The 11,430-nt window shown below is 69.9% G+C and carries 13 protein-coding genes; 6 read left to right on the forward strand and 7 right to left on the reverse strand.

The genetic code is table 11. The annotated features are described in order from the left end of the window. Positions 1-167: 167 nt before the first annotated feature. Positions 168-686, forward strand: a complete 519-nt coding sequence (locus tag GC203_RS06895) for an RcnB family protein (protein ID WP_293452775.1) — start codon at positions 168-170, stop codon at positions 684-686. Between the two features lie 205 nt (positions 687-891). On the opposite strand, the gene gatB is transcribed toward GC203_RS06895, so the two are convergent. Next, positions 892-2,391 (reverse strand): Asp-tRNA(Asn)/Glu-tRNA(Gln) amidotransferase subunit GatB, encoded by a 1,500-nt coding sequence (gene gatB / locus GC203_RS06900; protein WP_293452776.1) that lies wholly within the window; start codon positions 2,389-2,391, stop codon positions 892-894. Positions 2,392-2,524: 133 nt separating this feature from the next. On the opposite strand from gatB, the gene GC203_RS06905 reads away from it, so the two are divergent. Continuing rightward, entirely contained in the window at positions 2,525-2,845 is a 321-nt protein-coding gene (locus GC203_RS06905) for a hypothetical protein (RefSeq protein ID WP_293452777.1), read from the forward strand. A gap of 154 nt (positions 2,846-2,999) precedes the next feature. Beyond that, entirely contained in the window at positions 3,000-3,767 is a 768-nt protein-coding gene (locus tag GC203_RS06910) for a class I SAM-dependent methyltransferase (RefSeq protein WP_293452778.1), read from the forward strand. A 9-nt stretch (positions 3,768-3,776) separates the two neighbouring features. Here the strand turns inward: GC203_RS06910 and gatA are convergent, their stop codons facing one another. From gatA to GC203_RS06925, 3 genes are read right to left on the reverse strand one after another with little or no spacing between them, the layout of a single operon-like run. After that, positions 3,777-5,249 (reverse strand): Asp-tRNA(Asn)/Glu-tRNA(Gln) amidotransferase subunit GatA, encoded by a 1,473-nt coding sequence (gene gatA, locus GC203_RS06915; RefSeq protein WP_293452779.1) that lies wholly within the window; start codon positions 5,247-5,249, stop codon positions 3,777-3,779. Further along, positions 5,250-5,537: an Asp-tRNA(Asn)/Glu-tRNA(Gln) amidotransferase subunit GatC gene (gene gatC, locus GC203_RS06920; protein ID WP_293452780.1), complete on the reverse strand. Its 288-nt coding sequence runs from the start codon at positions 5,535-5,537 to the stop codon at positions 5,250-5,252. A gap of 18 nt (positions 5,538-5,555) precedes the next feature. Next, positions 5,556-6,482, reverse strand: a complete 927-nt coding sequence (locus GC203_RS06925; protein ID WP_293452781.1) for a sulfotransferase domain-containing protein — start codon at positions 6,480-6,482, stop codon at positions 5,556-5,558. 92 nt (positions 6,483-6,574) lie between these two features. Between GC203_RS06925 and ruvX the strand changes: the two genes are divergently transcribed. Next, the gene (ruvX, locus tag GC203_RS06930; protein WP_293452782.1) at positions 6,575-7,057 is read left to right on the forward strand and encodes a Holliday junction resolvase RuvX; all 483 of its coding nucleotides are present in this window, start codon (positions 6,575-6,577) and stop codon (positions 7,055-7,057) included. A 172-nt stretch (positions 7,058-7,229) separates the two neighbouring features. On the opposite strand, the gene GC203_RS06935 is transcribed toward ruvX, so the two are convergent. After that, positions 7,230-7,739 (reverse strand): DUF1993 domain-containing protein, encoded by a 510-nt coding sequence (locus GC203_RS06935; RefSeq protein WP_293452783.1) that lies wholly within the window; start codon positions 7,737-7,739, stop codon positions 7,230-7,232. Positions 7,740-7,901: 162 nt separating this feature from the next. Here GC203_RS06935 and GC203_RS06940 point away from each other — a divergent pair, with 162 nt between their 5' ends. Beyond that, positions 7,902-8,882, forward strand: coding sequence for an aspartate carbamoyltransferase catalytic subunit (locus GC203_RS06940; protein ID WP_293452784.1), 981 nt, complete (start codon positions 7,902-7,904; stop codon positions 8,880-8,882). After that, the gene (pyrC, locus tag GC203_RS06945) at positions 8,879-10,168 is read left to right on the forward strand and encodes a dihydroorotase (RefSeq protein ID WP_293452785.1); all 1,290 of its coding nucleotides are present in this window, start codon (positions 8,879-8,881) and stop codon (positions 10,166-10,168) included. Before GC203_RS06940 ends, pyrC begins: the two co-directional genes overlap by 4 nt. A gap of 23 nt (positions 10,169-10,191) precedes the next feature. Here the strand turns inward: pyrC and GC203_RS06950 are convergent, their stop codons facing one another. Both GC203_RS06950 and GC203_RS06955 read right to left on the reverse strand, forming a co-directional pair. Then, positions 10,192-10,656, reverse strand: coding sequence for a chemotaxis protein CheW (locus GC203_RS06950; RefSeq protein WP_293452786.1), 465 nt, complete (start codon positions 10,654-10,656; stop codon positions 10,192-10,194). Beyond that, positions 10,656-11,430: methyl-accepting chemotaxis protein (locus GC203_RS06955; protein ID WP_293452787.1), on the reverse strand; the 775-nt coding region annotated here is incomplete at its 5' end. The genes GC203_RS06955 and GC203_RS06950, both read right to left, overlap by 1 nt.

Here is an 11,430-nt window from a genome sequence, read left to right on the forward strand (position 1 = left end):
AAGCTTCAGTTGAATACATGGTTAAGGGCGCCGTTGTGCAATTGTCAGGAACGCCGACCGGGACAACCGGTCGCACCCGCGTTCAGCGAACGGGTTCGCGAGGCTCGCGTCACGCGACGCGCGGACGTTCAGGGACAGTTCAGGGGGAAGGCCCTAGGAAGGACGGCATGAAGCGCGTGATCCTCCTCGCGGCGGCGGCGGCCAGTCTGGCCGGGGCCATGCCGGCCGGCCCGGCGGCCGCCCGCGAGCATGGCCGGGGCTACGATCGCGGCGCGGCGCGCGCCTGGACGCCGCGCGAGCAGGGCCCGGACATCCGGGGATACGAGCGCTGGAGCGACGACCGCGCCGGGCGGCGCACGGCCTACCAGGGACGCGAAAGCCGCGAGCCGGCGCAGGACAACCGACGCCGCAACGACGAGGCGCCGCGCCGGCGCTACGACGACGAGCCGCGGCGCGGACGCGACGCGCCGGCCGAAGCGGCCCAGCCGAAGATGCTGCGCGGCCCGAACGCGCCCGGCGCACGGCGGGGCGGCTACCTGCCCGACACCTACCGAGGCGCCGTCGTCGACGACTACCGGGCCTATCGCCTGCGCCCGCCGCCCAGGGGCTTCTCCTGGGTCCGCGTGGGGTCGGGCTACGCGCTCGTCGATATGTCGGACGGGCGCATCTACGACGTGGTGCAGTAGGGGCGTCGGGTTCCAACCTTCCTCGTCATCCTCGCCCTCGTGGCGAGGATCCCGCCGTCCGCCGCACGGTCGGCGCAGAACGCCCGCCTCAACGGAAGCTGACGCAGGGATCCCAGGCACAAGGCCTGGGATGACGGTTCTAGAGGCCCCTAGAGCCTTCTCGTCCGGGCGGGTGAACCGGTATCCACTTCACCCTGACGAGGCCCTAGAGGCCCAGCTTGGCGCGCAGAAGCTGGTTGACCGCGCCGGGGTTGGCCTTGCCGCCGGTGGCCTTCATCACCTGGCCCACGAACCAGCCTATGGCCTGGGGCTTGTCCTTCACCGCCGCCGCCTGGTCGGGGTTGGCCGCGATCAGTTCGTCGACGATCTTCTCCAGGGCGCCGGTGTCGCTGACCTGCTTGAGGCCCTGCTTCTCGACGATCTCCGAGGGCGAGCCCTCGCCCAGCCACATGCGCTCGAAGACGTCCTTGGCGATCTTGGAGGAGATCACCCCCTCCTCGATGAGCTGGACCAGTTCGGCGATGGCGCCCGGGAAGACCGGGCTGTTCTCGATGGCGATCCCGCCGGCCGTCAGCTTGGCGGCCAGCTCGTTGGTCACCCAGTTGGCGACCAGCTTGGCGTCGCGGCCCTTCGCAGCGGCCTCGTAGAAGTCGGCGCGGGCCTGTTCGGAGATCAGCACCCCGGCGTCGTAGGGCGACAGGCCGTACTGCGACTGGAAGCGGGCCTTCTTGGCGTCGGGCAGCTCGGGCAGCTCGGCCTCGATGCGCTTGATCCAGGCCGGATCGAGCTGGAGCGGCAGGAGATCCGGGTCGGGGAAGTAGCGGTAGTCGTGCGCCTCCTCCTTCGAGCGCATCGAGCGCGTCTCGCCCTTCACCGCGTCGAACAGGCGGGTTTCCTGGTCGATCGAGCCGCCCTCCTCCAGGATCTCGATCTGGCGGCGCGCCTCGTACTCGATCGCCTGCTGCATGAAGCGGAACGAGTTGACGTTCTTGATCTCGCAGCGCGTGCCGAGATGGCTGAAGTCGCCGGTCTCGCGGTACTTCTCATAGGCGCCCGGACGGCACACCGACACGTTCACGTCGGCCCGCAGGTTGCCCTTCTCCATGTCGCCGTCGCAGGAGCCCAGGTAGATCAGGATAGTGCGCAGCTTCTTCACATACGCGGCGGCCTCCTCTGAGGTGCGCATGTCGGGCCGCGAGACGATCTCCATCAGGGCGGTGCCCGCGCGGTTGAGGTCGACGTAGGTGAAGTTGGGGTCCTGGTCGTGCAGGCTCTTGCCGGCGTCCTGCTCCAGGTGCAGCCGCTCGATGCGCACGGTGAAGACCGAGCCGTCGTCGCGCTCGACGCTGACCTCACCCTCGCCGACGATCGGGTCCTTGTACTGGCTGATCTGATAGCCCTGCGGCAGGTCCGGGTAGAAATAGTTCTTCCGGTCGAAGCGCGACCATTCGTTGATCTGCGCCTTCAGGCCCAGGCCGGTCTTGATCGCCTGCTCCACGCAGTGGCGGTTGATGACCGGCAGCATGCCGGGCATGGCCGCGTCCACCAGGCTCACCTGGGCGTTGGGCCCGGCGCCGAAGCCCACGGCCGCGCCGGAGAACAGCTTGGCGTTCGAAGCGACCTGGGCGTGCACTTCCAGGCCCAGGACGATTTCCCACGGGCCGGTGCGACCCTGGATCTGCTTGGCTGCGGCGGTCTCGGTCATGGGCCGCTCCCTACCCCCGTCCGGGCAAAATCGGAAGCGTCCGCAGATGCCCCCTTGCACAAATCAGCGGTTTGGGACTCAAGCTGCGCCCGCGTCTTGACGACGTTCAGACCCCGGGGGGAGAAGGAAACCCATGAAAGCCATCACGCTCACCGCCGCCATCGCGCTCGCCGCGATCGCCGCCCCCGCGTTCGCGCAGGACGCCCACGCCGGCCACGACGCCGCGGCCGCCGCGCCGGCCGCCGGCGGCATCTCGGTCGAGACCACGCCGATCGGCGACATCATCAAGAACGAGCAGGCCAAGGCGGTGCTGGAAGCCGCCCTGCCCGAGATCCCGCAATACTACGACCAGATCAGCGCCATGACGCTGGCCCAGGTCGCGCCGATGAGCCAAGGCGCGATCGACGACGCCAAGCTGAAGGCGCTGCAGGCCGAGTTCGACAAGATCAAATAGCGATCCGGCCGACGGGCCTTCCCGTCATCCGACCAGACGAGGCGGCCGCTGGCGAACAGCGGCCGCCTTTTTCGTCGCCCGGCGTCGCGCAGCCTTGACAGGTCATCGCCGTGTCGATGCTCTCAGAGTTGAGCGCCATCGGCTGGGGAGAGTGATGCGCAATCTGATCGCCAAGGCCATAGATGTGGTGCTCTCGAAACCCCGAGGCGACATCTACAAGGAGATGCGCCTGACGCCCGAAGGCGCGGAGGCCCGCCGTTCGGCGTCGCCAGGCCCGATCGAGGAGCTGTTCTTCGCCAACCAGGGCCGCCTGGTCCACAAGTGGATCCACTACCTGCCGGTCTACGACCGGGTTCTCGCGCCCTATCACCAGAAGCCGATCACCATGCTGGAGATCGGCGTCTCGAAGGGCGGCTCGCTGGAGCTATGGCGCAAGTTCTTCGGGCCCGACGCCACGATCTACGGCATCGACATCGACCCGGCCTGCGCCAAGCGTGTCGATCCGCCGAACCAGGTGCGGATCGGGTCGCAGGGCGACCCCGCATTCCTGCGCAAGGTGCTGGCGGAGACGGGACCGCCCGACATCATCCTGGACGACGGTTCGCACATCTCGAGCCACCAGCGCATATCGTTCGAGGTGCTGTTCCCGGCCCTGAAGCCGGGCGGGCTCTACATGATCGAGGACCTGCACACCGCCTATTGGCCCCGGTGGGAGGGCGGCTACCGCCGGGCGGGCACCGGCATCGAACTGGTGAAGGCGCTGATCGACGACATGCACGGATGGCATCACGGGCGCGGCGCGCGTTTCGCCGGCCGCGAGTGGGTGCAGTCGGTGGAAATCCACGACTCGATCGCCGTGATCACCAAGGGCGCGCCGCTGCCGGCGCCGGGGCACTTCTCGACCGGTCACACGCCCGAATAGACGACGCCGTCACCACCAGCGTTGCGGCTTGGCCCGGAAGTCGGCGGCCTTCTCGATCGCCGCGCCCAGCGAGAACAGCGTGCCCTCGTCCAGATTGCGGCCGATGAGCTGCAGGCCGAGCGGCAAGCCTTGCGCGTCCAGCCCGGCCGGCACGCTCATGCCCGGCAGGCCCGCCAGGTTCACCGTCACCGTGAAGATGTCGTTCAGGTACATCGCCACCGGGTCGTCCGACTTCTCGCCCAGGGCGAAGGCGGCCGAGGGCGCGGTGGGCGTCAGCAGCGCGTCCACCTTCTCCCAGGCCTGGTCGAAGTCGTCGGCGATGCGGCGACGGACCTTCAGCGCCTTGAGATAGTAGGCGTCGTAGTAGCCGGCCGAGAGCACGTAGGTGCCGATCAGGATGCGGCGCTTGACCTCGGCCCCGAAGCCCTCGGCGCGGGTCTTCTCGTAGGTGTCGATCAGGCTCTCGCCATCCACGCGCAGGCCGTAGCGCATGCCGTCGTAGCGGGCGAGGTTCGACGACGCCTCGGCGGGCGCCACGATGTAGTAGGCCGGCAGGGCGTACTTGGTGTGCGGCAGGCTGACCTCGACGATCTCGCAGCCGGCGTCCTTCAGCCAGGCGATCCCCTGCTCCCACAGGGCGTCGATCTCGGGCGGCATGCCGTCGACGCGGTATTCCTTGGGCACGCCGATCCGCAGGCCCTTCACCGAGCGGCCGCAGAAGGCCGGGAAGTCCGGCACGTCGACCGGCAGGCTGGTGGAATCCTTGGGATCGTGGCCCGACATCGACCGCAGCAGGATGGCGGCGTCCTCGACGGTGCGCGCCATCGGCCCAGCCTGGTCCAGCGAGGACGCGAAGGCCACGACGCCCCAGCGCGAACAGCGGCCGTAGGTGGGCTTGATGCCGACCGTGCCGGTGAAGGCGGCGGGCTGGCGGATGGAGCCGCCGGTGTCGGTGGCGGTGGCGCCTAGGCAGAGCTCGGCGGCGACGGCCGCGGCCGAGCCGCCCGACGAGCCGCCCGGCGTGAGCTGGGCGTTGCCGCCCTGGGCGCGCCAGGGATTGACCACCGGGCCCCAGGCCGAGGTCTCGTTGGACGAGCCCATGGCGAACTCGTCCATGTTGAGCTTGCCCAGCATCACCGCGCCGTCGCGCCAGAGGTTGGACGTGACGGTGCTCTCGTAGGCGGGCTCGAAGCCGCGCAGGATCTTCGAGGCGGCGGTCGACTGGACGCCCTCGGTGCAGAACAGGTCCTTGATGCCGAGCGGCGCGCCTTCCAGCGGGCCGGCGGCGCCCTTGGCGCGGCGGGCGTCGGCGGCCCGGGCCATGTCGAGGGCCTTGTCGGGCGTCTCGACCACGAAGGCGTTGAGCGCGCGCGCGCCTTCCACCGCCGCCATATGGGCGCGGGTCAGCTCTTCGGAGGAGAAGGTCTTGGCGTCCAGCCCGTCGAGGGCGGCCTTGAGCGTGAGACCGGTGAGTTCGGACATCTATTCCACCACCTTCGGCACCACGAAGAAGCCCTTCTCGGTCTTCGGCGCATTGCCCAGCACCCGGGCGGGATCGCCGCCGTCGGTCACCACGTCGTCGCGCATGGGCAGCGTGGTCTCCACCGAGGTGGTCATGGGCTCCACGCCGTCGGTGTCGACCTCGCCGAGCTGCTCGATCCAGTCGAGGATGCCCGAAAGCTCCTTGGCCAGGGACTCGATCCGGTCCTCGGGTTCGGCGATGCGCGCCAGCCTGGCGACCTTGCGCACGGTCGCGGCGTCGATGGCCATACCATCAGCTCCTTGAATTCAGGCGCGTGGGCTAGCCGTGGCGGACGGGCTTGGCAAGCCGCTGGCGAGCCAGGCGGCGCATTCGGGGCCCAACTCGGCCAAGGCGCGGGCCTCGTAGGCGGCGATGTCGCCGTCGGTCAGCACCGAACGCCAGCGGCCGTTCTCGCCCCTATGGATGAATTCGGCCGCCCCGCCCGCGAAGATGGCCCCGCCCAGCGGCGCCACGAGTTCGGCGTGGGCCTTCATGTAGCCGAAGGAACAGTGATCGAGCACCGCCGGGAGCTCGCCGCCGCGGATCGGGATGTCGAGGAAGGCGGCGATCCGCCGGATCTCCCCCTCGAGGTCGCGCTTCAGGGCGTTGAAGTGGACGAAGAGCACGTTGGGCAGGGTCCGCGCCGCCCACCATGTCCGCACGTTCTCGAAGTAGGGCCAGAACGGCGCGCCGTCGCCGTCAAGCCAGGCCCGGAAATAGCGCCCGGGGTCGGGATCGGGCGGGCCGACCGGGGCGCCGAGGCCGGCCGGCCCGGCGTTCAGGCGTTCGTACCAGAGCGCGTTGCCGCTCAGGTGGTGGTGGTGGAGGCTCATGGCCACGTCGCGGCCGTCGCGGGCCACGTAGATGTAGCGGGCGCGGGGCGAGAACCTCAGGGCGTCGAGCGGCAGGTGGGTCTTGAGGATGCGCCTGTGGGCCTGGGCCTCGAGGCGCTGCAAGGTCTCGGGCGGCGTGAGGCGATAGTCGAGCCAGGGCGAGAGCGTACTGATCGGCAGGTCGGGCGCCGCGCCATGGACGAGCTGGCCCGCGATCTGCTGCACCCAGGTGGTGCCCGACTTGGCGTAGCTGGCCACCACGACGTCGCCGTCGCGCAGGGCGAAGCGGTCCCAGACGGTGGAATCCATGTGCCGGTTGCGCACGTCGCGCGTCTTCACGGGCCAGGTCTCGAGGTCCACCGGTCACCCCCTTTCGCGACGTCCGCATATCGCGGGCGCGGCCGCCGTCACAAGGCGCAGGCGCGGCCGGCTTTCGGTGCTAAGAGGCCGCGATGGCCGTCGTCGAACTGACCGAACTCCCCGCCCTGCTGCCCCGCTACGCGCCGCTGGCGGGCCTGGATTTGGGCGAGAAGACCATCGGCGTGGCGGTCTCCGACGCGACACGGATGGTGGCGAGCCCCCTGGAGACGATCCGCAAGACCAAGTTCACCGACGACGCGGCCGCCCTCTTCCGGCTGATGGAGAGCCGCGGCGCGGCCGGGATCGTCATCGGCCTGCCGGTGAACATGGACGGGACCGAGGGGCCGCGCTGTCAGTCCAACCGGGCGTTCGCGCGCAACCTGCTGCGGCTGCGCGACGACCTGGCCATCGCCTTCTGGGACGAGCGGATGTCGACCATGGCGGTGAACCGCATGCTGATCGACGAGGCGGACGTCAGCCGCGCCCGCCGCGCCGAGGTGGTCGATAAGGCGGCCGCGGCCTGGATCCTCCAGGGCGCGCTGGATCGTTTGCGCCTCTCCTCTCCCCCCGCGTAGCGAGAGGGGAGAGGCCGGGAGAGGGGCGGCGACGCCTGGCCAGGACTCCGCTGGGGGTTCCGCCAGCGCCCACCGCGGGACCTCGCCCCGCCATCGGCGTCGCCGAGCCCCCCCTCTCCCTGCCCTCTCCCCTCTGTCGCACGGCCTCGCCGTGCTCCGGGGGAGAGGCGGATCAGAGCCCGCCCGCGAACAGGTCGACCTTGCCGATCTGCACGCCCTTGGACCGCAGGATCCCGTAGGCCGTCGAGAGGTGGAAATAGAAGTTGGTGGTGGCGAAGCCGCTGAGCCACTGGCCGATCGGCATCTCGGGCGCGAAGCCGTTGCCCAGCTCGACCTTGAGGGCCACGTCGTCACGGCCCTCGAACTGTTCGGCCTTCAGCCCCGCGAGGAAGGCTTTGGCCTCGGCGATGGCGGCCTTGATTCCCTTCAGGTCGAGATCGGAAGGGATATCGGCCGGGACTTCGACGCCGGCGGCGCGGGCCGTCCACTGCTTGGCGAAATTGATCACCACGAAGGTCTGGAACCGCAGGGAGTTCATGTCGTCGATCAGCCGCCATTCCAGCATGTCGGCTTCGGAGACGCCCTTGGCGGCCGCGAATTCGGCGCCCTTGGTCAGGATGTGATCGAGGGTCCCGAGGCCCTTGGAATAGAGATCGGCGAAGGTGAAGAGACAGACCGCCACGTGTTTCCCCCTGGGTTTTATGGACCGCGCCGCACAGAATTCGGCCGCCGCGCTGATATGGGGCGGCGGGCAAGCTTCGCAACGGCCGCGGCGGAGGAAGTTGGGGATCACCTGGTCGGTTCGCTTGGCTTGACGGGCGCACCCGCTTAAGAGGGCGCTTTAATGAGTGGCGCACCCCCTGGCCTGAACGAGGTCCTCAGCCGGACCTTCTCCTTCCCGCGGCGCCATTTCCTATCCGCGACCGATCTGAACGAGGTGGAGGTGGCCAGCCTCCTCGACCTCGCCGACGGCTTCGTCAGCCTGAACCGCCAGACCTCGAAGAAGCTGGACCTGCTCAAGGGCCGGACGCTGATGAACCTGTTCTTCGAGAACTCGACGCGCACGCAGTCGAGTTTCGAGCTGGCGGGCAAGCGGCTGGGCGCCGACGTCGTCAACATGAGCCCGCGTTCGTCGTCGATCTCGAAGGGCGAGACCCTGATCGACACCGCCGTGACGCTGAACGCCATGCAGCCCGACCTGCTGGTGGTGCGGCACGCCTCGTCGGGCGCAGCCAGCCTGCTGTCGCAGAAGGTGGGCTGTTCGGTGATCAACGCCGGCGACGGCCAGCACGAGCACCCCACCCAGGCCCTGCTGGACGCGCTGTCGATGCGGCGCGCCTTCGGCCACATCGCCGGGCTGAAGGTGGCCATCTGCGGCGACGTGCTGCACAGCCGGGTGGCCCGCTCGAACATCGCCATGCTGCAGATGCTGGCGGCCAATGTGCGGCTGGTGGGTCCGCCCACGCTGATCCCGGCCGAGGCCGAGCGCTGGAACGTGGAGGTGTTCCACGATCTGCGCAAAGGCATCGCCGGCTGCGACGTGGTGATGATGCTGCGCCTGCAACTGGAGCGGATGGACGGGGTGATGGCGCCGTCCCAGCGCGAATACTTCCGCTTCTTCGGGCTCGACCGCGAGAAGCTCGCCCACGCCGCCCCGCACGTGCGGGTGATGCACCCGGGGCCGATGAACCGGGGCGTGGAGATCGATTCCGAGGTCGCCGACGACCTGTCGGTCAGCCTGATCCAGGACCAGGTGGAGATGGGCGTGGCCGCGCGGATGGCCGTGCTGACCTCGCTGGCCGCGCGGCTGGAGAACGAGCGTTGAGCCGTCCCCTCGCCTTCGTGAACGCGCGCCTCGTCGACCCGGCGTCGGGCTACGACGGCCCCGGCGCGGTGGTGGTGACCGAGGGCGTCATCGCCGACGTGGCCAGGACACCCGACCTGGGCGCGCTGTCGCCCGACGTGGAGGTGGTCGACGCCGGTGGCGCGCTGCTGATCCCCGGGCTGGTCGACATCCGGGTCAAGACCGGAGAGCCTGGCGCCGAGCCCAAGGAGACACTGAAGTCCGCCGCCCAGGCCGCGGCGGCCGGCGGCGTCACGACCATGGTGGTCCAGCCCGACACCCACCCGGTGATGGACGAGCCTTCAGTGGTGGACTTCATCCTGCGCCGGGCGCGCGACATCGAGCTGGTCAACGTCTATCCCGCCGGCGCGGCGACCAAGGGCGCCGAGGGCGAACGGATGGCCGAGATCGGCCTGATGCACGAGGCCGGCTGCCTCTATGTGACCGACGCCGACCGGCCGATCGTGGACTCCAAGGTGTTCCGCCGCGTGCTCAGCTACGCCAAGGCGTTCGGCGTGCCGGTGGCGCACCGGCCGGCCGACCCGTGGCTGTCGGCGGGCGCGGCGGCCAGCGAGGGCGAGTTCGCCGCGCGGATGGGGCTGCCGGCGGTCCCGGCCGTGGCCGAGAAGATCATGCTGGAGCGCGACCTGGCGCTGGTGGAGCTGACGGGCGCGAACCTGATCGTCGACCAGGTGACGACGGCCGCGGCGCTGGAGAGCCTGGAGCGCGGCCTGGCGCGGGGCCTGTCGGTGACGGCGACCACCTCGATCAACCACCTGTCGTTCAACGAGATCGACATCGGCGACTATCGCACCTTCTGCAAGCTGGACCCGCCGCTGCGCGCGGAGGCCGACCGACAGGCGGTGATCGAGGCCGTGGCCTCGGGCCTGATCAAGGTGATCGTCTCGGCCCACGCCCCGGCCCCGGCCGAGGACAAGCGGCGGCCCTACGACGAGGCCGCGCCGGGCGCCGTGGGGCTTCAGACCCTGCTGCCCGCCCTGCTCGCCTTCCACCACGAGGGGCGCATCCCGCTGATCGACCTGATCCGCACGGTCACCGCCGCCCCGGCCGACCTGCTGGGCCTGGCGGCGGGACGCATCGCCAAGGGCGCGCCAGCCGACCTCGTGCTCTGCGACCTCGGCGCCCCGATCGTGGTCGACCTGGACGCCTTGAAGTCGAAGTCCAAGAACTCGCCGTTCGACGGCCGCCGCCTGCAGGGCAAGGTGCGGCGGACCGTCGTGGACGGCCGCACAGTGTTCTCGGGCTAATCGCGAGCCTGCGCTGCCCCCCGCTAGACCAGCTCCAGCGCCTCGCGCGGAAGCAGGGTCGGCACGTGCAGGAGGCTGAGGATGCGGCCCTCCAGCGGGATCAGCGCGTCGACGAAGGCGTCCTCGCGGCCGCTTTCGTAGCGCGGGGGCGGCTGGAGCTGATCGGCGCCGAGCATCATCGTCTCCTGGACGGCGTCGACCAGCAGGCCGGCGGTCTGTCCGTCGTTCTGGACGACCACGATCACGTGCCGGCCCGAGGCCTCGGTCGAACCGAGGCCCAGGCGGGCCCGCAGGTCGAGGACCGGCATCACGGCGCCGCGCAGGTTGATGACGCCCAGCACGTAGTCCGGCGCCTGCGGCAACGCGGTGGAGGCCGTGAAGCCGCGGATCTCCCGCACCGAACGGATGTCGATGCAGAACTCGGCGCCGGCCACTTCGAGGACGATCAGCTCGACCGTATCACCGGCCAGAGCAAGGGCTTCCGACATCAGAATTCATCCCACTGAGCTGAATTTCCACCACCGCCGCCGACGGCGGCGCGCAGCTTGCGCTGGAGCGCCGGGGCGTCGCCCTGCGGCCGTTCGACCGGGCGGGGCGCCGCCGCACGCGGCTGGACGGCCGCGCCGCCCACGTCGAATTTGGCCACGAGGTCGGCCAGTTCGACGGCCTCGCGCTTGAGCTGGGCGGAGGCGGCGGTCGCCTCCTCCACCATGGCGGCGTTCTGTTGCGTCACCTGGTCCATCTGGTTCACCGCGGTGTTCACCTCGGCCAGGCCAGTGGCCTGCTCGCTGGCGGCGCGGGCGATCTCGGACACCAGGCCGTCGATGCTGGCGACGCGTTCGACGATGGCCTCCAGCGCCTTGCCGGTGTCGGTCACGAGCTTCACGCCGCGATCGACCTGGGTCCCCGACGACGAGATCAGCGTCTTGATCTCCTTGGCGGCCTCGGCCGAGCGCTGGGCCAGGGCGCGGACTTCCTGGGCGACGACGGCGAAGCCCTTGCCGGCTTCCCCGGCCCGGGCCGCTTCCACGCCGGCGTTCAGGGCCAGCAGGTTGGTCTGGAAGGCGATCTCGTCGATCACGCCGATGATGTTCGAGATCTTGCCCGAACTGGCCTGGATATCGCCCATCGCGGCCACCGCCTCGCGGACGACCTCGCCGGAGCGTTCGGCCTGATCGCGGGCGCCGGAGGCGACGTTGGAGGCTTCCTTGGCCCCCTCCGCGCTGCGCTTGACGGTGGCGGTGATCTCGTCGAGCGCGGCG

Origin of the sequence: Phenylobacterium sp., assembly GCF_016124325.1 — a bacterium.
In the GTDB taxonomy this organism is placed as follows: Bacteria; Pseudomonadota; Alphaproteobacteria; order Caulobacterales; family Caulobacteraceae; genus Phenylobacterium.